Origin of the sequence: Paraburkholderia tuberum STM678 (assembly GCF_902833905.1) — a bacterium.
Taxonomy (GTDB): domain Bacteria; phylum Pseudomonadota; class Gammaproteobacteria; order Burkholderiales; family Burkholderiaceae; genus Paraburkholderia; species Paraburkholderia tuberum.
Genome location: NZ_CADFGP010000008.1, coordinates 128254 through 152312, shown reverse-complemented (window position 1 = coordinate 152312; position 24059 = coordinate 128254). Strand labels below are relative to the sequence as shown.

Sequence of the window (24059 nt, the reverse complement as noted above, 5' to 3'; positions counted from 1 at the left end):
CACCGAGATGATCCAACGTCGTCAGAACTGCGGAAGATGGCCGCGAACATCATCGCCGTCGGCGTCGCAGATCAACACGAGGGCTGCTGACATGAACGCGCTTGAACAGTGGCGCTCCCGACCGCTGCAGGTCAGTGTCCTGGATCGCTGCGATGAATGCGGCGAGTTGAAGGAAGACGTTCAGAAGCGCGTGAACTATTGGCCGAATATTACTGCCGTCTGCTGTGGGAAGTGCTTCACTGCAATGACCGGCCAATACAGCGGATCTTCAGCCCTATCAGGGGTCAGCGAGGAATGGCGCGCAACGCAATGCTGTCGCGACCGAGCCAGATAAATCAGTGTTTCCTTAGTTCCTTTGGAATTGACGGTAAGGCCGGCTGGGCCTGGGGGGCCGTTTTGGGTTTGCGTGGCATACATGCTCCTTGAGCTACATGTTATGCCTTGAACACAAAATTTATGAAAGGCCCCTACAGTCCGGCCCGCGGATGACGATAAACCGCTTGATCGCGACGACGCATCAAGCACGAAGCATGGCTCTTGACGGTCCCCAATCGTGCTCCTTTTCCTGGCCTCTTCTGCCGCCACCCCACGGCGCCTTCATCTCAGTACGTCGATTTTTTCAGAGCTCGCCATGAAAAGTAAACGATGGTCAATTAGTCTAGTAACGTCTCTGGCTCTCTCTGCTTTGTTGCCGACGCAGGGCGCGCACGCGCTGGACGCCACCGTTCAGCCCGGGCAGAGCATTCAGAGCGCACTTCAATCGGTAGCGGCAGCGGGTGGCGGCACCGTTACGCTCGGCGCGGGCGTCTGGACCTTGAGCAGTTCGATCCAGATCCCGGGCAGCAACATCACGTTGACGGGCCAAGGTGCCGCAACGGTGATTCAAGGACCGTCGACGCCCTATGTATGGAACCTGATCCTTGTGAATGGCCAGAGGAGCCTGCACGACATTACCATCTCGAACCTTGTGCTTGACGGACAGGTTCCGAAGTCGGCGGCTTTTGATCCTAACAACGCCTACTCGGTGGCGGGCGGTGGCCTCAACGAAGCCGCGAAGGGTTTGGAGCTTGTCGACGCGAGCAACCTGAAGATTCTGAACGTCGAGGTGAGGAACACGGCGGAAGGAATGGCAACCGGGTCCATCAATGGACTGACCATCGATCGCTCCTACTTTCACGATAGCGGCATTATGGTGCACGGTAACGACGGCCTTGCCTGGCACAATGCGTATTTATGGGGCTCGACGAATGTGACGATTACCAACTCGCGCTTCTTGAACTCGTGGGCGGGCGATGGCTTGCATATCAACGGACCGGGGAGCAACGCGATCACTGTCGATAACTCGACATTCGTCGGCAACTATCGGCTGGGTATTCATGCCCAGCAAACTCCTGCCAATCTCACCGTCTCGAACAACGACCTGAGTTTCAACGGCTCGACCGCGCCCGGCACTGCGAACTACAACGGTCTGTCCATGAGCGGTCTCGACATGGAGTCCACGACTGGAACGATAGTCGGCAATACAGCCATCGGCAACACCAACGAAGGCATCATCACCCGCAGTGGAACCGGCACGCTCGCCGGCAATACGGCGCTCGCCAATAGCTGGTGGCAGATCGACAATTTCGGCTCCTACACGGTCGGTGCGAACTATTCAGTGCAGGGTCATGGTAGTGCGCGAGGCGTCGGGCCGATTCCGGACGGGACATATCAGATCGTATCCCGATCGAGCGGGCTGGCGCTGGCACCGGCCGGCCAGGCAAACGGCAGCTTGCTGACGCAAACTCCTTATACGAGGTCGACAAGCCAACTGTGGAGCTTCGTCAATCTGGGCAATGGCGAATATGAGGTCGCCGCCGCCAGTAGCAGCCTGGCGATGGACGTGAGCGGAGCGGGTACCGGAGATGGGGCGCAGGTTCTGGTGTGGAATTACCACGGTGCCGCCAATCAGATCTGGCGTGTCATCTCGACCGGCTCGCAGTATTACCGTCTGTGTCCGGCCCACGCGCCCGGTTCGTGCCTCGATGTCAAGGGTGGCTCGACGGCTTCTGGTGCAAATGCAGACCTTTGGCAATACGAAGGTTTGCAAAGCCAGCAGTGGCAAGTTCTCGCCCCCTGATCGCAAGCCGCCAGGCAAATCTGAAGATGCGGGCGTTCCACGCGGGGCTTTATAGCTCCGCTGCCGGGTGAGTCGACACGGAAAGTTGTTGCAGCTTCCGTCTCCCCACCCGCATCCGATTCTGTCAGGACTCGTATTCGGTAAGCGTCAGTGCATCCCGTCTTGAATATGGCAAGCCCGAGTGTGAATGTATTGCTTTCGTGAGGATGACAGTGCGCCAACTCACGCTCATTGAACACGACCACCTCCGCGATGTAGGGCGCCCCCTGATACCAGTTCGGGTCGTCCTGACGTCGGGACCGCATTAGTTGAGAATCTCGCCGTACTCCGGACCCCATTCGATGAGAACGGGCCCACACTGGGTGAGAACAGCCCGATTACATCGGCGCGGAACCGCGTTCAGCAAGAATGTCCGAGCGGCTCAGCCAAGGTGCGTGTCAAAGTCAGCTAACGACCCACTTCTGCCCCTCGACCGACGGTATCTCAACGGGAGCTTTAGCTGCGGAGCAGACAGTCGGAAAAGTCGTTCGGAGGGAGGCGCGAGCGATGCGCCGGCGTGGGCGCTACACTCATATCTGTACTCCGACTGCGATGACGATGGAGACGGCGAGGATCCACAGCTCGATGGCGGTGAAGCGGGGGTATCCAATCTTTTTCATCGTCTTCCTCTCCTTATGACCCGCAGCCCGAACTTCATTGGGCATTCCCGGCCGGCAAGTACCTGGCTCTGGCCGTCGTCGATGTGCAACAAATCAACGGCTTGTACCTCAGCCGACGGTGAAACCTCGGCCCGAGGTCGAGGTCGACGCGCCGTACTTGGCCGGGGTCTGCGCCGGGCTACCGGTGGCAGGCGCGTTCCGCCGCTCGCTGACCGCTCGGTAAAAAAAAGCCGGCGGAAGCCGGCTTCGAAGCAGGTTCCGTTTTTCCCAGGGGTGCGGAGGTAGGAACCTGAGGAGACTCATTGTGTCAACGCGTTGGCCGGGTGATGTCCTACAACAGTTCACAAGCGCCCAAACTAAGACCTGCCGATTCGATCCTCGCCTCCTAAATAACAATCGCACCGTCCATGGAACCATGGTATGCGGATGGTCCCAAGACGGCCATTCTACGAACGGTTGCCGCAGTCGTACGCGAGCGTCGGGCTCTTATACTCGTGTATATCATCGAGACGATGAAGCGGGCCGGGCGTCGAACAAACATATTGCAGTACAACAAGACGGAGCGTGCCTGCTCGAGCGGCGGGTACTGCGGGGTAGCAGACGTCGGAACGTCCGCGAGAAGGTGCCGACCAACGTCAGTAGCTGGCCGAGAGCACCAGTTCAATCAAGGTCCTGTAGAGCGACCGTTGAAAATCGTCGACGGCCGCTTTCGGGCGGCTTCTGTGGATGAGTACTGTCGGCCAGGAAGCGCCGTTCGCCCGGTCTTGCACGAGGACATTCGTACGTCCGCTACTGTTTAGATCCTATGAAGCGTAGGGCGTCGACAAGCCGACGCATAAAATCAGCGTGTCGAGCTTGGCTTTCAGGAGAGCACCATGCGTACAGATCAGGCATACACGGGTACCGAGGAGCTGGTGTTGGCGGTGTCGCTCGAACTGGCAGCGGCCAAATGGAAGGTCGCGCTGCACGACGGCCGGCGCGAGAAGCCGGCCGTGCACACGGTCGCGCAGCCGCAGGCCGCCGCCCGCCTGCAGGCCGTACTGGACGTGATCGAACAGCAGAAGCTGAAGTGGTCGCTGCCAGCGGGTACACGGGTCGTGGTGAGCTACGAGGCTGGCCAGGACGCGTTCTGGATCTGCCGCGCGCTGCAGGCCCGCGCGATCGAATGTCATGTCGTCGATCCCGCGAGCATCCCCGTCGAGCGTCACAAGCGGCGCGCGAAGACGGACCGGCTGGACGTTATCAAGCTGGTCATCAATCTGCGCGCGTGGCTGCGCGGCGAGCGCGACCGCATGCACGTGGTTCACGTGCCGTCACCGCAGGACGAAGCGTCGCGCCAGCTGATGCGCGATCGCGGGGAACTGCAGAAGGAAGTGATGCAACACCGCGACCGCATGCGCAAACTGCTGGTCACGCTCGGCTGCTGGGATGAGGTCAATCACCAGCACTTCGCCGACCGGCTCGCCCGTGACGAGGTGCGGTGCCACGACGGCGCGCCGCTGCCGCCCGAATTGCGCGAGCGGCTGCTGCGCGAGTGCGAGCGGCTGGCGCTGGCCCAGCACCAACTCGCGGCGCTGGAGAAGACGCGCCAGGCGAGCGTGCCGGCACCCGCGCGCAAGCGAAGCGACGACCTGGCGCGCCTGAAAGGGATTGGCGAAGTGGGCGCATCACGCCTCGCGCTCGAGCTGTTCTGGAGAGAGTTCCACAACCGCCGCCAGGTGGGTGCCTGTGTCGGACTGGTGCCGCAGCCCTACGACAGCGGTCAGAGCCAGGTCGACCAGGGCATCAGCAGGCAGGGCAACCGGCGGGTGCGCGCGTTACTGGTCGAGATGGCGTGGGACTGGATCCGCTACCAGCCCGTCAGTGCGCTGACGCAGTGGTTCAACCAGCGCACGCAGGGCACGGGACCAAACCGCCGCGCGCGACGCATTGCGATCGTCGCGGCGGCGCGGCGCCTCGCGATCGCGCTGTGGCGCTATCTGAAGGACGGGGTGATACCTGAAGGGGCACAGCTGAAGTCAGTCTGAGTCGCCAGGGCCTCGCAACCACTCAATCGTGCAACGCCCGAAACGCCTCTTAGTAGCGGTTTGAAGTGAACATGCCCGTTACAAACCTAGGTTACTCACATAACCGATTTTTTAGATGGGGCATGCTCCTGGAAGAATTCCAGCGTAACGCGCATGCAGGATGAGGCTGGCCAGGCGCCAGCGGATAGAAGGTAGTCGGACGTCAGGTCTGACGCGCGCGATGACCGGTTTCAGACCAGCGGACGCAGACCGGACTGCAGCAAATGTTGACGGCGGTAAATATGCGACCAGAACAGGCTTGCATGCTGGCGAGCGCAATACTGCTCGCCAGCCTTCGCCAGCATATTGAACCCTTCGCCGCGTCAAGGGTTCGCTGGCGCCAGGCTTTGGCCTGCCCTTGACCCGATTACGCGCTTCCGCACGGGGAAGGCGCACAAGGGGAGCTGACCGATGATTCGTGAGTCAGTTCGCCGAAAGGACTTGACAACTTCCTGCTCATAGAAGGTTTGTAGGATGCCTGCCCTCGACCACGGATATGAGCGCACGCCACAGGCGCATGCTCCTGAAGCCGATCGCACCGGCTCGCGAAAAGCCGGTGCGATGCTACCTACCTCAGGACGAGGCGAGCGTGACGATGTCGCTGGCGCTCATGGCGCCGTTATAGACACGGAAGTCGTCGATCAGACCGCTGAAATACGGGTCATTAGATTGTGAACGTCCGAGCCAGTTGTTCGTCGTACCTCGCAATTGGAACGGCGAAAGGAACATCGAGGCATTGGTTCCGACAACGGCTCCGTTGACGTACAACGTGCCAGTCGCACCGGACAGCGTCACCGCGACATGCACCCATTGCGACATCGGCAGCGCCGCGGTGCCGTTGATACGTTGCTCGGCATTCCCAGTGCCGCTCTCCGTGATCGCAAACCGCACCGTGCCGAGATTGCTTCGCGGTGTCAAAAACATGTAACGAGTGGTGTTGTTGCCAAAGTCGAAAATACGCTGCCAATTCGAGGAGCCATTCCAGTACACCCAGGCCGCGATGGTGAAGTCGTTGATGTCTGAGATGAAACCGGCCGGCAGGGTGACATAGGCGCCGCTCCCGTTGAGCTGCACGGCGGTGTTGTGCTTGCCGGCCGCCCATGTTGCGCCGCCGAGCAGCGTGCCGTTATTGCCATTGCCCGTCGCATCGGAGGCGGTGGTGCCGCTCCCCTCGTCGAAGGTGAGGTTGGTATACATCCGCGTGCCGCTCACGCCCATCGCTTCGTTCGACTGCGTCGTTTCGCCGGACGGCGTGATCGCGGTCACCACGTAGTAGTAAGCGCCTGCGGGCAGGTTGGCGTCGGTATACGTCAGAAGATCGGAAATACCGCTCGCGGCAAGCGTGTAGGGGCCGCCGGACGTCGTGCTCCGGTAGACGTTGTAGCTGGTCGCATAGGCGGTTCCCCACCAGGACAGGACGATCTGGCCGGCAATCGTTGGCGCGATCAGGCCGGAAGGCGGAGTCCCTTGAGCAATGGGGTCGCGCTGGAAGGTCAAGGTGCCATAGCCCAACTGATCAGAATTGCCGCCAGTGCCAAGTCCGCCTTCCGGTGAGTGCGACGTCGCAAATTTCTGGCAGTATGGAGCGGCTATACCTTTCCGGTTGACGTAATGGTTGTAAATGAGCGCCCACTGCGGCCGGAGGTTGCCCTGAGCGGAGGTCGAAAAGACGTTGTCGTACGCACCGGTGGTAGGGCAGTAATAGGGAGTGAACGGCACGGAGTAGTAGGTCGTGCCTGACTGGATGAGGTTGCCCTTCGCGACGTATTCGCTGGCGGCCAAGGCCCGGTTGTTGTCGTAGCCGTACAGATCGGTGCCCTGGTTCCACGCCATTTCACAGATCGAACCTAACAGGGCAATGCTGAGTGTATCGTGTCCCTGGTCGCGCCCAGCCTCCTGGGTCTGGCCCAGATAGCCAGGATGAAGGTGAACGACCAGATTCTCGATAGCGCCGTTGCCAAGGCCTTGTTTGAAATAGCTGATCGCCTGGTCGAAGATCGTCTGGTTGTCGCATAGGACACCCACCGCTAGAACCATTGCGGCGGTCATGAGATCCCAGTTTGAGTAGACAGCGAGAGCCCAGCCAGTCCCGTCGGCGATGCCCTCAACTAATTGCGCACCCGAAGCCACCTGCATCGGATAAAACACGTTAAGCATCATGTTCTGGAACGCCGAGAAGTCCGCCGGCGCCCAGCCCGGGTAGTCGCGCATCAATTCTGCGGCGTTAGCGAACGTGTAACCCTGGAGCCCCGCCCGCAAGAAACCGCCGTAGTTACCGTTGGACCAGGCGATTTGCGTCAGCTTCGACGCCCAGGCGTTCATGATGGCCACCGCCGTATTGGCAGCCGTCGTGTCTCCGGTAATCTTCCAGCGCAACGCGTTGGCATAGGCGGCGGCGATGTCGTTATAGAGATACCCGCAATTGTCCGAGTAGCCGGGCATGGCATTGTAAATGACCGCTTGGGGACTGGGCTTCCATGATGTGCTGGCGTACGGGCTTGTGAGCATCAAGTTCCAGGTGTCGATCCACGGCGAAGCCTTGGTTGCCACCTTCTGGGCCATCCGGTTCAGATCGTCCTGTGTGTGGAGCAGCCCGGGATGGACGAATGAACTGCTTCCAGACTGTGCGTTTACGATTGCCTGTGCGTTTGCGACTGCCTGCTGGCTGCGCGCTGCACTCGCTGCTCCCGTCCCGCTGTCGGACCCCGAGCCGGCTCCGCATCCCGTCAGAGCAAGCGCTCCGAGTCCCTGCAGGAAGTTGCGGCGCGACATGTTGCTTTTTAGGGACGACAACACGTCGAAAAGCGCGCCTCCCTCGTCGCCCCGACCGATTTCTGCCGCTGCGTATTCCGTTATCGTTTGAGTCGCGTCTTGATTCGGTTTTTTCATAGACACCTTCCTTGTGGCGATGCAGTGGGACAGCGATAGATAGAGTTCAAAGCTCGCCTGGACTTTGATGTTGGAGCCGGCGCATGCCGGGCACGAAAGGACGTGTGAGACAAACCGACCCGAATGTTGACCTCACCAATCGACGCACAGCACGCACAAGCGCGCTTCTCGACGAGATAAGGCGCACATCGCGCGTGGAAAGATTTGATGGCGCTGATTGCACCGCACGCGCAAGCCTGGGCGAAGGGCCACCCCGCCGTTTGCCGTCGGAGCGTTGATGCGCATAAATGAGCACACGCCACTGAGCCCTGACGCCTATACGCTTAAGGAAGGCACGGCGGTTGATGCGATGCTGATTGCCACGCCGTGTTCGACGACGAACAAGGGCGGCGAGCGCGGCCCTGAGATGCATCAGACCAAGACCTGGCGCTTCGGCGCGACGTGCCGTATTGACGTGGACGCCGACTTGGGGCTGGCGCATACGGTCGTGGGCACGACTGCCAACGTTCGCAAAGCGACTTAAACTCATGCGCCGGTGCGGCGATGGTGCGCAGATCGCAGAATGACACCTCGCTTTGCTCATCGGCGCAAGGCGATTTCCGAGCGCGGCGCCAGGGGAGCCGCATATAACCGGACGGAACTCCAAGGAATGCTCTAAGGTTCGGTGAAGCGTTAAGCAAACGTTTGCATATGTGCTTACGGCACATTGTTACGTTTCTGAAGGTTTGCGGTTGTAAGGATTTCCTGCTTGTTGAGTAGCGTGCGGGATCGGCAGTGGGTGAAAGTGTCGGCGCCCATGTCCCCCTTGTAGCGCCACCGCTTGTGTCAAACCCTCCTGTCGCAAGATCTCTGCGCGAATCGGGTCGAGCTGCGTTTTGTGTGGAAACTGTATTTCATCGGGAGGTGATTACGGCATCGCTAAGCAACTGATTCCATTGGGTGCGTTGTGTCAGACTCTGTTGTTCGTTTACCTGAGTAAGTAGCGAGGAATTCCTTGTGCAGTAGTGCGACGAATTAGGTAGCCACATTCGACGCCGGCCGCGTAGAAGACGCTGGTCGCTACCGCCGACATCCGATCGTCTCGACGCAGCTGGACCAACTCTCCTTCCGCTCCTGCTCATCGTGAACTTCACGGGATACAGATGCGAAATGAAATCTCAAATTCCATGGAATCAAGGTAGACGGACGACGAAAATAAAACCATCGTACGAACGGTCGCTGCAGTCCTCCGTGGGCATAACGCGCTCATACTTCGGATGCATAGAGGCGTCCATGGGCGAGTGTTCGAGTCTTGGCGGCGATGTGACGGGAGCCGTCACGGTAAGCGTGTCGTACGCAGGCATGAGACAGCATTTCTAATGGTTGATGGATGGAGCGGCGGCGAGGTACTTTAGCGTCATGAGCGCCGAGCACTTGCCGTGCGACGAGACCGCGCACATGGCCGTTGTACCCTTCAAAGCTGCCGTTGAGATAACGCGGGATCCAAGGGCCGGAGTGGGTGTGCGCCGTGAAAAGGTGGCGCTTTCCAGCGGGTGTAAGCCCCGCCCGGCAACCGCTCCAGCCGGAAGCAACCAGAGCAGCTATGGAGGTAACGAAATGGCTGAAGCCTTCGGTGATGCGTGTCACAAATTGGTGACAGCGCGAGTGTGCAGGCCGTAACGCGAGTGAACGCCGAGCAAACCTCGAAAAGGTCGATGCGCAGGCCGACCCGACAACCCTATCGGGGAAGGCTGATACGGCTGGGCGAATGAGCAGGCTGGACGCCCAGTCGCTGCGCCGGGGTAGTGGCGACAGCATGTACACAAGGAAAGCGTACGCAACACGGGAAGTCCCTCGGCGTGGTCAGGGATGATCAACCGGACGCCCGTGAGGGACAGGCCGGGCGCCTTGGGATGACGGAGAGGCCCGTAGTACCGCTGAAGTCGGGTAATGCCGGTGGAGGAAAGGGGCCTCAGTTCAAGACAGACGCAATACGTAGTGAGGACGTGGAGATTGGGCAACCTATCAACTCCGATTCGTGTTCAGAAGCTGCAGATGGCGTTACACGCGAAAGCGAAGGCAGAAGCCGGGTATCGCTTCTACGCGCTGTACGACAAGATCTATCGCGAGGATGTGCTGGCGCATGCGTACGCCCAGTGCCGCTCGAACAAGGGCGCGCCGGGTGTCGATCGGCAAGACTTCGCGGAGGTCGAAGCGTATGGGGTGCAGCGGTGGCTCGGCGAACTGGCGCTTGCGCTCAGGCAGGAGAATTACCGGCCGGACCCTATCAGAAGAGTGTTTATCCCGAAGGCCAATGGCAAGCTGAGGCCACTGGGCATCTCGACCCTGCGAGACCGGGTGTGCATGACAGCAGCGATGCTGGTGCTCGAACCGATCTTCGAAGCCGACCTTCCACCCGAGCAGTACGCCTACCGGCCGGGCCGCAATGCCCAGCAAGCGGTAGTCGAGGTGGAGGAACTGCTGTTTCGCGGTCGTACGGACGTCGTTGACGCCGACCTGGCGGACTACTTGGATCTCTCATAGCAATGCCCCTTGGTTCATGAAGTGCGTTCGAAGAAGTCCGGCTGATCGTTGACGACCTTGATACGTAAGCCTTTGGCTCGTCCACGACGGACCAGTACGGCGTCGAGTTCGCCGCGCTTTACACGCTGCAACACCGTTTGACGGGAAACGCCAAGTCGTCGCGTTGCGACTTGCATGGCGACGTATCCATCAGGAGTACTATCAACAAAGAGGCCACGCAACGCTTCCGTGATGCGGATGCGCCAAGGTGCGCCGGTCGTGGGATGCTCGCCAGCGATGAAGCCGGCGTTGACCCAGCGGTGGAGTGTCGACGGTGCGGTGCACAGTACCCGGGCGGCCTGGCGAATGCTGAGCAGTTCTCCTTCAGGCCGTTCAGCCGGTGGTTCGAAGCAGGGAATCTTCCAGTGACGGCGCAGGTTGCCAACAAGGTTCTGGTTGAAACGAAGGCCCTGTGCGCTCAGACGGCCTTGCGCGTTGAGGATGCCTGCGATGGTCGCATCGGGATAGTGCTGCGCGAGTCGACGTACCAATGCCAGGGTATCTTCGTCGGTGCGAATGGTGGCAGGACGCGAGCGAGGTAGTGCAACATCGCATTCGGTGAGCTTGCCGCCGCGCCAGCGCAGCTTCAGATGAGCCTGATATTGTTCGCGATTGACGGTAATCGAAACCTCTTCGAGTAGCGTGCGCAGCAACTGCTTCCTGTCGCGCACGGCGAGGCTCGGCGCCTCCCATAAGCGCTGGAGATCCTGGCCGAGCGAGAGCAGGTTGTGTCGTTCCTGAGCACTCAATGTTCGCGGACGAAGTTGTTCACGACGGGCAAGCTCCTGCTGTGCCTGCTCGAGTTCGTACAACTGCTTCTCCCATTGCGCTTCGAGCCCGCGTGCGACGAGGCGGTTCTCGGGATCCACGGCACGGTATCGCCGCTCGGCACGCTGTGCTTCATACTGCGCCCGTTCAACGCTCAGGCGCCACTGCGCGAGCGCGGCATCATGATCAGCTTCGAGACGTTCAGCCGCGCGTACGGCAGCCTCAAGGCCTGCGGGTTCAACCGCATGGAGAAAGGCCTGAGTAACTGCCGCGTCGATTTGCAGGCCGCCGACGTTAAGGCAGTAGACGCCGCGACTATTCTCGATCCCTTTGTTCGAGCAGTGGTAACCAGGCGTCTGGTTGGTTCCACGATAGTGAGTTCGAAGTTTGCGGCTGCAGTGGCCACAGGTTGCCAGACCTTGCAGCAAGGCGGTACCTTCTCTCACGGCGCCGCCGGCTTCGTGGGGGCGGGGCTTGGTATTGGTAGCCAGACGCATTTGATTGGTCTCGTAGGTTGCCCAATCGATGTAACCTTCATGATGATCGCGGATGAGCACGGACCACTGCGACTGAGGCAGGCGTCGTATCCGTGTCTTGAGCACACCGTGCTCGTCGACATAGCGTTCTTTGCGGCTCTTGCCGTAACAGTAGGCACCAGCATAAACCGGATTGGTGAGCACGTTGTAGATCGCGATGTAGGTCGGTGCGACCCAGCGGATCGCTTCAGGGGTGCTGTAGTTGAGCTGCAGCGGGAACGATAGGTTCTCTGCGCGAAACCATAGCCAGACACGGCGAGCTGTGCCGAACTCGCTAAAGCGGGCGAACACCGCACGCAGCACGCTGATAACGGCTTCGTCCGGATGCAGTCGCACCTCGCCTTCAGCCTCGCCCCAAACCATTCCAGTAGGCAGACCTCGTCGCAGTTCGCCTCGTGCAGCCTTGTTCCGGATGCCACCGTCGAGACGCGCACGCAGGGTATGCAGTTCGGCCTCGCTCATCGTGCCCTTCAGGCCGAGAAGCAGACGATCGTTGAAAAGCGCCGGGTTGTACACGCCGTCGGCGTCGCCGATAAGCGTATCGGTCATGGTGCAAAGGTCGAGCAACCGGTACCAGTCAGAATTGTTGCGCGCCAGACGTGACACTTCGAGCCCGAGAATGATGCCGGCGTGCCCGAGTGCGACTTCGGCAGTCATGCGTGCGAAGCCGCCGCGGCTTGCCGTAGTGGCCCCCGAAAGCCCCAGGTCGTCGTCAACTACGCAGACGTGCTGCTCGGGCCAGCCGAGGGCGGTGGCTCGCTGGGCGAGCGCGTACTGGCGTTGCGTCGATTCACGGTTGTTCTCAACCTGGTTGGCGCTGGACTGGCGAATGTAGACGAACGCGGTGCGCTGCAAATGACTGGGACTAATCTTGCTGCTGGCCTCACTCATCATCGTTCTCCCGCTGGCCCTGACGGCTTTGCGTCACGACCCTTGCGATTGCGCGAGCGAGTGCGTCGATCACCGCGTCGCGCGCCGTTTGGTCCAGTTGTTCCCATAGGCTGCCGTCGTCCGACGGCAGGTCCGCTAGGGGCAGGTTCAGTTGCATCGTCGCTCTCCTGTTCCGTCTGGCGCAGTAAAGCGTCAATGATCGCGCGAGCGCGGAGAAGATCGGCGAGTGAACCGATGGCGTCGGCTCGCGAAGCGGCGGCGATGGTGACGCCGTTGGCTGTGGACGCTGGGAAGTCGGTCCAGTCGATGGGAATAAGCCCGCGGGACTCGTCGGGCAGGATCAGCAGAAAGTGTAATCGGCCGGCGCGTTGCCGTCGGCTGATGACCTGTAGGCGCTGGCCTTCGAACGGATGGCCAGCTCGTGTGATGACGACTGATTCAGGAACGTCGTGGGATGGGGTAGTCTGTCGTGGCTTCCTTCGGAAGTATTCCCCACGCCGAATTGATGTTGTCGCTCGCGCGACGCATCGTCGATCGGCGCGTGCTGCATCTGATCAGGATGTGGCTGGAATGCCCCGTTGAAGAAACCGATGACCGAGGCCGGAAGAAACGTACGACGGAGGCCAGGGACAGCAGGCGCGGCATTCCCCAGGGTTCACCCATCTCACCACTGCTGGCAAATGTGTACATGCGCCGGTTTGTGCTGGCATGGAAGAAGCTCGGGCTTGAGCGAAGTCTTGGCAGTCGAATCGTGACCTACGCGGACGATCTCGTGATCCTGTGCAAGCGGGGTAAGGCTGAGGAAGCCTTGTCGCGACTGCGCGCGATCATGGGCAAGCTAAAGTTGACGGTCAATGAGGAGAAGACACGAATCTGCCAGGTGCCGGAAGGCGAATTCGACTTCCTGGGTTACACCTTTGGGCGGCTGTACTCGGCGACGACAGGCCAGGCCCGTATGGGCATGCGCCCGTCGAAGAAGAGTATCCGTCGCATGGTTGAAAAGATCCATGCGATGACTGCTCTCAGGATGGTGTGGCAAGAAACCACGGAACTGGTGGGCAAGTTGAACCGCACGTTACGCGGCTGGGCGAACTACTTCAATGTAGGCACGGACAGACGCGCGTATCGGGCGCTCGACAGCTACACCGCGACGCGGTTGCGCCGGTGGTTACGCAACAAGTACAAAGTCAGGCGAAGCAGGCACGGGGGCTATCCACGCCCGCATCTCTACAAGCACTTCGGTCTTGTGCGCCTGACGGGGCCTTGGGTGTAACGTGCCGTGTACGAAGGCGTGATGTCTTGTCCGAGAGCCGGATGCGGGAGATCTGCATGTCCGGTTCGATGAGCGGGGTGTGGAAACGGGGCTAAGGCGAGGTTACTCGGGCACCGCCAGACGAAAGAGGCGGCAACAGACAAACCGAACCTACCGCTACCGCGCCACATCTCGACTCTACCGTTAAGACTCAACCGCGGTGCTGGGAAGCTGACATTCGACCGCACCGCTTCGCGAATGACAGCAAAGGGACGTGCAGCCGCCGCACGGTTCCTGAAGTACGAGCGTCGGCTTAGGCCGATTATGCAAAGTCGTTGATTATGGAAAGTAGCCGAGCCGATTGCCGACGAGGCCCGGCAAACAAGGGGCCGGCAGCAGGCGGTTCAGCTGGGAACTCGACATAATTTCAGCGTTGATCTGGAGTAACGGTTCCACTTCAGGGGACCGTTATGAAGCCAACCAGTTTGCACGATGCGCGGGGACTGGCAGCCACAACACGTAGTAATCAACTCCGCATAGTCGGTTTGTTCTTGCGACAGAATTTCGAGCGGCGCGCAGTCGATCCGAGAAAGCTGCGCCCTGACGATAAGGTAAATTCTGAATTCCAACCCACATCGCCGCTGTTTCCGAACCGGAATGGCCATGCAATGACGAGAGCCAATGTTGCATTGAGGCTAACACTGGCTACCGGGAACGCAGCCGGAACCTGCCCCAGCCTTGCAAAGCGACATGTATCGCCTCATACCGTCCGTCACGCCACCGCCATGCATTTACTTCAGGCAGGTTGGCCGCTGCCCATCGGCTCTCTGGGGGGGCGCCGGCCAGCTACTTTCCATAATCAACGACTTGGCATAATCGGCCTTGTACTAAACCGCTGACGCGGTAGTGGGAGGGAAGCGGAGGTCAGTGCCTGGCGTTCGGTCAGGACGGTTATCGGATGCCGGGGCACGAGGAAGGGACGAGCAGGCGGCCAGGAGCAGCATGGAGGTGCCCGACCGGGCATGCCATCCCCTGTCTCCTGGAGGTTCGCCATGACACTGCTCCGCCAACGCATGCTGCACGACATGCAGATCCGCAACCTTGCTGTCAACACGCAGAAGACCTATCTCCTGCAGGTTGCCAGTTTCGCCCGGCACTTCCGCCGCTCACCCGAGGTGCTCGGTCCAGAAGAGATCCGTGCCTGGATTATCCACCTGACCAACGAACGCAAGCTCGCGCCAGCCAGTGTCCAACTCGCCGTAGGCTCGCTGCGCTTCCTGTACCGCATCACGCTCAGGCGGGACTGGAGTGACGAGGATTTCCCGTTGCCCAAACGGCCCGTGAAGCTGCCCGTCATCCTGAGCTTCGAGGAAGTCACGCGTTTCTTCGAGTCGATTCCCAGCCTGAAGCAGCGCGCCATCCTGATGACGGCCTATGCGGCCGGCCTGCGTGTCTCCGAAGTCGTGCATCTGAAGGTCACCGATATCGACAGCCAGCGGATGATGATCCGAGTCTGTCAGGGTAAAGGCCGTAAGGATCGCTACGTAATGCTCTCGCCGCGTCTGCTCGAGGTCCTGCGACTGTACTGGCACGACGCCCATCCGAGGGAATGGCTCTTTCCAGGCAGCATTCCGGGGCGGCCCATCAGCCGCCATGCCGTGGGCGACGCATGCCAGCTTGCACGTGAGCGCAGCGGCATCACGAAACCCGTTACACCACATTCCTTGAGGCACGCGTTCGCCACTCATCTGCTGGAAACCGGTGCCGATGTACGCCGGATCCAGCTGCTCATGGGACATCGCAGCATGGCGACCACGGCACGGTACCTCAAGCTGGCCACGAGCACCGTGTGCGCCACCACCAGTCCCTTCGACCTGCTGCCGCATCCCGCACCCACTCCCTCCCAGCCGCCTGCGCCCGAGTACTTCTGAAGCCGGCGATGCGACCGGCGCTCGAGGTGGCGGACATCTTCCGCCGCTGCGGCCCACAGTACCGGCAGACCCACGCCGACGCCCTCAGTCGTGCCCAGCGGCGCGCGATGAGCGCCATCGAGCTGTGCCGCACCGCCGCGCTCGGCGGTCATGCCGAGCAGTGCGATGCCTGCGGCCATCAGCGCATTGCCTACGACTCGTGTCGCCATCGCTGCTGTCCGAAGTGCCAGTCGCTCGCCCGCGCGCAATGGCTCGAACGCCGGCGCGCCGAGCTGCTTCCCGCGGTCGAATACTTCCACGTCGTCTTCACACTCCCCGAGCCCGTCGCCGCGCTCGCGTACCAGAACAAGAAGACGGTCTACGATCTGCTGTTTCGCACCAGCGCCGAGACGCTGCGCACCATCGCCGCCGATCCGAAACACCTGGGCGCGGAGATCGGCTTCATCACGGTCCTGCACACGTGGGGGCAGAACCTGCTGCACCATCCGCACGTGCATTGCGTCGTACCCGGCGGGGGCATCGCCCCGGACGGCGAGCGCTGGCTCGCCTGCCGGCCCGGCTTCTTCCTGCCCGCGCGGGTGCTCTCGCGGCTCTTCCGGCGGCTCTTTCTTGACCAGCTGCGCCGCGCGTTCGACGCCGGCGCGCTGCGCTTCCATGGCCAGCTCGAGCCGTTGCGTGACCCGCGAGCGTTCGCCGCCTGGCTCGCGCCCGCTACCCACGTGGAGTGGGTCGTCTACGCGAAACCACCGTTTGGCGGCGCCGCACAGGTGCTCGACTACCTGGGCCGCTACACGCATCGCGTCGCCATCTCGAATAACCGGTTGCTGCGCTTTGATGGCGATTCGGTCCTGTTCCGCTGGAAGGACTACCGTCACGAAGCCCGCCACAGGACCATGACCCTGACGGCTGACGAGTTCATCCGCCGCTTCGTGCTGCACGTGCTGCCCGACGGCTTCAAGCGTATCCGCAGCTACGGGTGGCTCGCCAACTGCCATCGGGCGGCGCGCCTGGCCACCTGCCGGCGGCTGCTCGGTGTCGAGCCGCCCGCCGCCGCGTCACCCGCCACCGCAGAAGACTACCGTGACCGTTACCAGCGGCTCACCGGCAGGTCACTACGCGATTGCCCCGTGTGCGGCAAGGGCCACATGGTCCGTATCGAAGGCGCGCTGCCTGGCGACACGCCCGGCATCCTGCCGCGGGCTCCGCCTGACCCGAGCCATGTGCACTGACCGGCATCAGCACCACCCGCGCGTACGTTGGTCTTCCCCCATGCGGCCAGCGCGAACCCACTCGTGCTTTAGCGTCGTCGCACCATCACAATGCCGCGAAACTCCGCATTCCTTACCCATTGACGTCCGCATTCCCGCTGTCTTCGCGCAACCGGCTCCGTCAGCCCGCCCGCTTCCGGCGTGCGATGGCCACGCGCCGGGTCGCAAATCACCGCGACGATTATTCAATGCCCATAAAAGCCAGCGCCTGCGGAGCGGTTTAGCACAAACATTTTTTTGATTACCGATCGCGGACTGGCCCCGACCGGCCTGTTCACGCGTCAGTAGCCGCGATCGCCAACCAAAAAAATCTCGGCCTTATGGAAAGCTTCGCATAAGGCCGATGAAGGACCGTCCGTCTTTCACAATCGAACGTACGGAAGCAGAGGCGGATTCAACGTCCGAATGGTCGCCCCCTTGGCCGCGGAAGCGAAAAGTTCGCATATTGACTGCTGCCCTGCCAAAGGCACTCGCCATGACAAAGTCCTGGCACCATTGCACGACTGCCCAAAAGGCACCCTCCTTCGAAATGTTCGCACCGTGTTGTCGCTTTTCTAGCACTGTTATGGGGCGTTTTAAGCAAAGACTAAAGAAGTTCTTCAACCGGTCGATAGCTTGATCAGGGGCTCTTCCCGCCGTGGGATCTAAACCAGAGGTCCGACGTTCCCTGCACGGAGAAACTCAGTGAAACGCCTAGCTTGCCGAACGTGGGACGAAAACTTTGCGATAGAGCGACCACGCCCATGAAACGCAACCTGTTCTTTCGGTTTCTCGGACGTCTCCGCGTCGGCCGAAAGCTGCTGCTGATTTATCTGCTCGACTTGAGCGCAGTCCTTTACATCAGCGGCATCCTGATCCGCGAAAAGTACATCGCAATTGACTTCTCCGACAAGGAGCTGATCGGGAATGCCTACGTCGCGGCCGTGCATGACGCGCTTATCGACTTCGCACTCGCGGGGGCTGGGCAGCCGCAGACTGCGGTCCAATTGAAGAGCACTGCTAGCAGACTCGACGACGCAGAGCGCCGCTTTGGCGCGAACATGCAAAGCGCAGTTATTAACGAACGGGTCCGCGATGCACTCGCAGCAAGTTCGGCGCCGCATGCGAGCGCATCGACGGTGGACCTCGGCCTCGACGCGACGCGCGCACTGGTGACCCGGGTCGGTAACCAGTCGAACCTGATTCTGGATCCGGACCTGGACAGCTACTATTCAATGTCACTGTCGATTCTGCGCTACCCGGAGCTGCTCGGCGACGTCAACCGGATCGGCCGCCATCTGCACGATGCCGGCGCGAACCCTCACGCCGCATCGATGAGCCACGATGAGATGCGTACCCGCTACCTCGTGCTGGAGGGACAGCTCGACGCAGTGTTGCAGGGGCTGCGCTCGGACTATGCGGAAGCTTCGGCCGCGAACGGCACACTGACCGGCACGATTGGACCGTCGGTCGAACGCATGCTCGCCGCCGTCGAAACGTATCGCCGCATGGCTGGAGCCGCAGTTGACGCTGGCGCGGATGCGGCCGCGCTGAACCGGCTCGATTCCGCACAGCAGCGCCTGGTAACGAGCGTAAGCGACGCGTGGAGTAACACCGGCAGCCAACTCGAAAGTCTTCTGCATAAGCGCGTGCGCGGCCTCTTTGAGCGAATGTGGCTGCACCTTGGAACGGCATTCTTTCTGCTATGCGCGATCCTGAGCATGGTGTACTTCGTCGCGCAGCAGATTTCCCGCCCCTTGCGCCAGCTGGCGCGCGTGATGGATACCGTGCGCCGCACAGGAGACCACTCGCTGCGCGCCAGGTGGCATAGTCAGGACGAGATCGGCCAGCTCGTGAGCGGCTTCAACGACATGCTCGCGCAGCTTGACCGCGAGCGCGTCGTGCAGAAGGAGCTTGCCGCGACAGCGCGTGCGTCGGCCGCGCAATACGCTCTTGTAGAGGCGACTCCAGTGCCGATGGTCGTCACGTCAATCCCGGGGCATGAGATCCTGCACGCAAACCGGCCAGCGCTTGCCTGGCTCAACGGCTGCACGGTAGACCCCTGGGGCTTCGGTCTCGACTCGGAGGTCCGCGCGCGGTTTTTCCAGCAACTCTCGGACCGAGATGCCGTAGACGAATTCGAGGTGCGCTGGAAGGCCGGCAGCGAACCTACGTGGGCCATGCTGTCGGCGCGACGCCTCGACTTCCAGGGGCGCGACGCAGTATTGACTGCATTCACTCCAATCAACCAGATCAAGCTGATGGAGCAACGCCTCGAATTGTGGGGCAAGGTGTTCGAGGCATCATCCGAGGCGATTCTGATTCTGGATGAGCAACGACGGCTCGTCACTGCCAATGCATCGTTCTATCGAGCGACTGGATATTGCGCTGACGACGTGGCGGGCAAGAAGCCTGCTTTCCTCTTTGGAACGCAGGAGCAAGATGACATTTTTCCGGCCGTCATCGATTCTGTCGATCGCCTCAGCGGGTGGCATGGCGAAGCGCAGGTGCGAAGGCGGGCCGGCAACGACTATCCGGCATGGCTAATGGTGAGCGCGGTGCGCGACCGGCGGGCGAACCTGTCGCACTATATCTGCACGTTGATCGACATCACGGACCGCAAGAAGAGCGAGGCGCGCATTCAGTTCCTAGCCGAACACGACGTGCTAACGGAACTGCCGAACCGCGAGCTGTTCACCAAGCGCCTTGGCGTCGCACTCGGCAATGCGCGCCACTCCGGCCAACGCGTCGGCGTGCTTTTCATTGATCTGGACCGGTTCAAGAACATCAATGATTCGCTTGGCCATCACATCGGCGACAACCTGTTGCGCTCGGTCGCGCGGCGCCTTCTGCAAGCCGTGCGCAGCAATGACACCGTCAGCCGCCTCGGTGGCGACGAGTTCACGGTAATCCTCAACGGTGTCAGCAATGTGGCGGATGTTACCCGTGCGATCGAGGATCGTCTGTTGCCGCTCGTTCGTCAGCCGCATGAACTAGGCGGCGCCGCATTGCCGGTGTCATGCAGTGTCGGCGTGGCACTTTTCCCGGACGATGGCGAGGACATCGATACCCTGATGCAGAACGCCGACGCCGCGATGTACCAGGCGAAGGCCGCGGGACGAAACCTCGTCAAGTTCTTCGCACCTGATATGGCCGAACGCGCGCGCTACCGGTTGACGCTCGAAGCGTGCCTGCGCACAGCGATCACCAGGCAGGAGTTCCGGCTTGCGTACCAGCCGTGTGTCGATGCCCGCACGGGCGAACCGGTTGCCGTTGAGGGGCTCTTGCGCTGGAACAGCCCGCAGATCGGCACGGTGTCGCCTGCGCAGTTTATTCCGGTCGCCGAAGACACACGACTCATCATTCCGATCGGTGCCTGGGTAATCGACGAAGCATGCCGACAGGTCGCCGCGTGGGACGCTGGCGGGCTGATGCATTTGCGCGTCTCGATCAACGTGTCCGCGATCCAGCTGCGCGATCCAGACTTGATAAGCTCGCTCGCAGACAGTCTCGAGCGGTACGGCGTGGCTCCCGATCGGCTCGAACTCGAGATCACTGAGACGGTGTTGATGGACAACGCGGAGAACTATCTCACCACGATCCAGGCGATCCGCAAGCTTGGAGTCAAGCTATCCCTCGACGATTTCGGTATCGGTTACTCAAGCCTCAGCTATCTGAACCGATTTCCGCTTGATCGCCTCAAGATCGACCGCGCGTTCGTGCAAGACATGCTCGATGCGCCGGCCGACCTCGCAATTATTCGGGCAATCATCGAGCTCGGCCACGAACTGGGCCTCCGAGTGGTCGCCGAAGGAGTCGAGAGCGAGCATCAGGCTCAGATCCTGCGAAACATTGGTTGCGACGAACTGCAAGGTTTCCTCTTCTCGAAAGCATTGTCGCCTACCGAATTGCGGTCCTGGAGTAGCGTACGCAAGGTGGCTTGAGCGCCGCAGTAGCTTTCTTTCGCGCGATAGTATTCTCCGGGGCCGGAGCGGCCAAGCGTGATCACAACTGGCTGCACTCGGACCCTCAAGCGACCTCCGAAAAACCTCGACCAACGGCGGAAATTAACGGGCGGATATACGGCCATCGAGCGAGGTGTCGATCGTGTCGGTTGCCATCCGCCGGTGGCACGGCGCTTCTGGTGCTGGCTTTCATCGCGTTTTGCAACCTACTGAATCTGGCCTACACGAGCGCGATGGGTGTGCACGCGGTGTATCCCGATCCGTGGCCGGCGGATATGCCGAGTTGGCTCGCTAACAACCGTTAGGCGTACAGTGCCCGCCATCGTCAAACGCCACAGCGGATAACCGATGACGCATTGCAAGCCGCATCGCTTCGCCGACGTCGAGTATCGTGTAGAAGACGAAATCGCTATCGTCACGATGAGCCATCCGCCAGTCAACGGATTAGGTCTGGGAATCCGTCGCGGACTCGTTGCCGCGTTTGAAGCGGCCCGGTGCGACGTGCGGGTTCGCGCGATCGTACTCAATGGCAGTGGACGAGGCTTTTCCGCGGGAGGTGATATTCGCGAGTTCGGCACTTCCGCTGCCACAGCTTGGCCAGCATTGTCGCTGCACGTTCATCCGGTGATCGAGGCGAGCGACAAGCCGGTTTTTCAAGTCGCGCCGGGACGGCTCCGCTCGATAAGCACCAACTGATTTGCTACTACGCGGAAAGTTGCTTGCGCAGATCGCCTTTTCGCACCTTTCCCGAAGGCGTGCGCGGCAGCTCTGCAACGATGCAAAGTTGCTCGGGCGTCTTTTGCTTCGCCACGCCCGCGCCGGCAAAGTGGGTCTGGACTGCGATCAGGTCGAGCGACGTGCGTTCGTGCAAGACGACGACCGCACAGACTCTTTCTCCATATCGTGCGTCTGGCTGCGCCACGACGGCGACATCGCGCACGGCCGGGTGAGTGGCAAGTACTCGCTCTACTTCGAGCGACGATATATTTTCTCCTCCGCGAATCACGATGTCCTTCTTTCGGTCCGTGATGGTCAGGCAACCGTCTTCGTCGAGACGGCCGATATCGCCGGTCCGGAACCATCCGTCGTGAGTGAACGCGGTCGCATTGAGCGCCGGGTCGGTGTAGCCGACAAACAGCTCCGGTCCTTTGATCAGAATCTCGCCGTCGCGTCCGGCAGGCAGGTCGCTGTCCAACTCGTCGACAACGCGCACCTGCGAGCCGGGTTGAATGCGACCGTCCGTGCAGGCCCGGATATCAAAAGGCGAATCGGCCCAGCCGACACTCACTGTCGAATGCTCGGTCAGCCCGTACGCGCGGGTTCCCGCGAAGCCGGCCCGATCGGCCATGGCGACGTGCTCCGGCGTGACACCCGTGCCGCCCAGACCGTAAGAAGCGAGGGACGCCAGGCTGCGCCCGTCGCGGCGGGCGGCTTCGAGGAGCCCCTGGAGATGAAACGGTGTGCCGCCCGAAAGGCGCACGCGATACTCATCGACCAGTCGCGCGGCAAGCGAGGCGTCCCATCGGTCCATGAACACCATCTCGGTGCCTGTAATGAATGGACGCAACAGGAAATTGAAGCCTGCAATATGGCCAGCAGGGAAGGGCGTGAGATACGGCCCAGGCCCGTCGATGAACGGAATCTGCCACTCTGCGCCTACTGTGCGATGAGAGTGCTGCACGCCTTTGGGCGAAGCTGTCGTTCCTGACGTGTACAGCAGCAGGCAAATGTCTTCCGACGTTGGCGGGTCGGCAGGGCGGTGTTCATGCGTTGTCGCGGCGAGTCGTTGCAGCGCGCCAAACGTGATGCCGTTCGAGGGCGCCCGATCGCCAACGACGATCACGCGCTCGAGGTCGGGCGTGTCGCCGAGCGCGGCGACACGCTCCAGGTAGTCGGTTCGGGACCAGAAATCGGGCACGCACAGAACGCGGGCGCGGGATTGTCGAAGGATGAAGCCGACTTCGGCGGGACCGTAGATGTGTACGATCGGCACGAGTACCGCACCGATCTCCAGTGCAGCCAGATACAGAAGCGCAGTCTCGCGCTGTGTGGGAAGCTGTATCGCGATCACATCGCCTCGACGCAGACCGAGGGCTGTGAGTGCCTTGCCAATCTCTTTCGCGTCGTGCAGCAGGGACTCGGTGGTGCAAGTGTAGGCGCCGGCCTGGGTATGAAAATGGAGTCGCGTCGCGCCGTGCTTTTCGACGGCGCGCGCAATCAGGGCCGCAAGAGGCAAACCGCTCGACCACGGCGCAGTTTTCGATTCGCGCAGATTGGAATTCATGCTAGCAATGCTCGCAAGAGACTCACCAGCGCGAGTGGCTGGTCAAGCATCATGTGATGGCCTGCGCGTGGCATCGTGATGGGACCCTTCGCGCCGGGAATCGCAGCTACGATGCGGCGCGCGCGATCGGCGCTGACTACGCTGCTGCACTCGGCGTGAACGTAGCTGACCGGAACCGCGATGCGGGTCAGCAGGTCTTCTTCGCCTTCGACCGGCTGGAGATTCCGCAACTTCGGGTCGAAGCGCCATACCCAGCCGTCGGCGGTTTCACGAAGTGATGTCCGCGCGAGATGCTCGAGCAGCCACGGCTCGCAATCTTGTTCCGGGATGAGTCGAAAGCGACTGAGTGCAGTATTCCAGTCCGGATAGGGGCGGGGCGGCGGCCGTCGTTCCACTGCAGGCAAGGTTTCGCCGCGTAGCATGAAATACGAATCGAGCACGACTGCATGCGAGAGACGATCGGGAAAGGTCGCGCACGCCTGGAGCAGACGCGATCCGCCGAAACTGTGGCCCACCGCGACGCACGGTCCAGAGCCGATTGCATCCACGACAGCGACGAGGTCGCGCACGAAAACGTCGGCGCTGTATTCCTGCCTGTAGGCGCTGTCGCCCATGCCGCGGAAATCCAGAGCAAAGACGCGAAAGCGATCGGTGAAGAAGGGCGCAATGAAGTCCCACCAGTGCGTGTGCCCGAGAAAACCGTGTGCGAAGACAAGTGGCGGCTTACCGGTGTCTGCGGCGTTCCACGAGACATAATGGACAGTCACCCCGCCGCCTTCGGTGAAGTGAGATCGACGCGGCTGGGCCATGGCGTGGTCGAACCATGAGGGGACACGATCATTCATTGCGGATTTTCCATTACCTGAGGCTTGCACACGCGGTCCATCGAC

Annotated in this window: 15 protein-coding genes and 1 pseudogene; 10 read left to right on the top strand and 6 right to left on the bottom strand. The window is 61.1% G+C overall.

Annotated elements, in window-relative coordinates:
* Positions 1-631 precede the first annotated feature (631 nt).
* Together HWY30_RS09270 and HWY30_RS09265 are read left to right on the top strand one after the other, a co-directional pair.
* Positions 632-2119 (top strand): RICIN domain-containing protein, encoded by a 1488-nt coding sequence (locus tag HWY30_RS09270; RefSeq protein ID WP_090808706.1) that lies wholly within the window; start codon positions 632-634, stop codon positions 2117-2119.
* Positions 2120-3653: 1534 nt separating this feature from the next.
* Positions 3654-4805: an IS110 family RNA-guided transposase gene (locus HWY30_RS09265; protein WP_090808708.1), complete on the top strand. Its 1152-nt coding sequence runs from the start codon at positions 3654-3656 to the stop codon at positions 4803-4805.
* Positions 4806-5417: 612 nt separating this feature from the next.
* Here the strand turns inward: HWY30_RS09265 and HWY30_RS09260 are convergent.
* Positions 5418-7733 carry a LamG-like jellyroll fold domain-containing protein gene (locus HWY30_RS09260; RefSeq protein WP_167368749.1) on the bottom strand — a complete coding sequence of 772 codons (2316 nt, stop codon included), beginning with the start codon at positions 7731-7733 and terminating at the stop codon, positions 5418-5420.
* A 277-nt stretch (positions 7734-8010) separates the two neighbouring features.
* Between HWY30_RS09260 and HWY30_RS09255 the strand changes: the two genes are divergently transcribed.
* Both HWY30_RS09255 and HWY30_RS09250 read left to right on the top strand, forming a co-directional pair.
* Positions 8011-8256, top strand: a complete 246-nt coding sequence (locus HWY30_RS09255; RefSeq protein WP_425199364.1) for a hypothetical protein — start codon at positions 8011-8013, stop codon at positions 8254-8256.
* A 1469-nt stretch (positions 8257-9725) separates the two neighbouring features.
* The gene (locus HWY30_RS09250) at positions 9726-10256 is read left to right on the top strand and encodes a reverse transcriptase/maturase family protein (protein WP_244144849.1); all 531 of its coding nucleotides are present in this window, start codon (positions 9726-9728) and stop codon (positions 10254-10256) included.
* 14 nt (positions 10257-10270) lie between these two features.
* On the opposite strand, the gene HWY30_RS09245 is transcribed toward HWY30_RS09250, so the two are convergent.
* The 3 genes and pseudogenes from HWY30_RS09245 to HWY30_RS42900 form a co-directional block, all read right to left on the bottom strand.
* Positions 10271-12490: a recombinase family protein gene (locus HWY30_RS09245; protein WP_090810372.1), complete on the bottom strand. Its 2220-nt coding sequence runs from the start codon at positions 12488-12490 to the stop codon at positions 10271-10273.
* Positions 12483-12647 (bottom strand): hypothetical protein, encoded by a 165-nt coding sequence (locus HWY30_RS41520; protein WP_244144848.1) that lies wholly within the window; start codon positions 12645-12647, stop codon positions 12483-12485. The genes HWY30_RS09245 and HWY30_RS41520 overlap by 8 nt, the downstream gene beginning before the upstream one ends.
* Positions 12648-12690: 43 nt before the next feature.
* Positions 12691-12918 (bottom strand): annotated as a pseudogene (locus HWY30_RS42900) (DUF5372 family protein); the annotation flags it as partial.
* A 41-nt stretch (positions 12919-12959) separates the two neighbouring features.
* Between HWY30_RS42900 and HWY30_RS09235 the strand changes: the two are divergent.
* The 6 genes from HWY30_RS09235 (at position 12960) to HWY30_RS09210 (ending at position 21581) form a co-directional block, all read left to right on the top strand.
* Positions 12960-13763: a reverse transcriptase domain-containing protein gene (locus tag HWY30_RS09235; RefSeq protein ID WP_244144847.1), complete on the top strand. Its 804-nt coding sequence runs from the start codon at positions 12960-12962 to the stop codon at positions 13761-13763.
* Positions 13764-14212: 449 nt separating this feature from the next.
* Positions 14213-14641: a tyrosine-type recombinase/integrase gene (locus HWY30_RS42445; RefSeq protein WP_090808710.1), complete on the top strand. Its 429-nt coding sequence runs from the start codon at positions 14213-14215 to the stop codon at positions 14639-14641.
* Positions 14642-14794: 153 nt separating this feature from the next.
* Positions 14795-15673 (top strand): tyrosine-type recombinase/integrase, encoded by an 879-nt coding sequence (locus tag HWY30_RS09225; protein ID WP_090808712.1) that lies wholly within the window; start codon positions 14795-14797, stop codon positions 15671-15673.
* A gap of 8 nt (positions 15674-15681) precedes the next feature.
* Positions 15682-16902 (top strand): IS91 family transposase, encoded by a 1221-nt coding sequence (locus HWY30_RS09220; RefSeq protein ID WP_090808715.1) that lies wholly within the window; start codon positions 15682-15684, stop codon positions 16900-16902.
* Positions 16903-17684: 782 nt separating this feature from the next.
* Positions 17685-20864, top strand: a complete 3180-nt coding sequence (locus HWY30_RS09215; RefSeq protein ID WP_090808717.1) for a bifunctional diguanylate cyclase/phosphodiesterase — start codon at positions 17685-17687, stop codon at positions 20862-20864.
* Between the two features lie 369 nt (positions 20865-21233).
* A complete protein-coding gene (locus HWY30_RS09210; RefSeq protein ID WP_244144846.1) occupies positions 21234-21581 on the top strand; it encodes an enoyl-CoA hydratase/isomerase family protein in 348 nt (115 codons plus the stop codon).
* Between the two features lie 7 nt (positions 21582-21588).
* Here HWY30_RS09210 and HWY30_RS09205 read toward each other — a convergent pair whose 3' ends face one another.
* Positions 21589-23169 (bottom strand): AMP-binding protein, encoded by a 1581-nt coding sequence (locus tag HWY30_RS09205; protein ID WP_090808719.1) that lies wholly within the window; start codon positions 23167-23169, stop codon positions 21589-21591.
* A complete protein-coding gene (locus HWY30_RS09200) occupies positions 23166-24014 on the bottom strand; it encodes an alpha/beta fold hydrolase (protein ID WP_090808720.1) in 849 nt (282 codons plus the stop codon). Before HWY30_RS09200 ends, HWY30_RS09205 begins: the two co-directional genes overlap by 4 nt.
* Positions 24015-24059 lie beyond the last annotated feature (45 nt).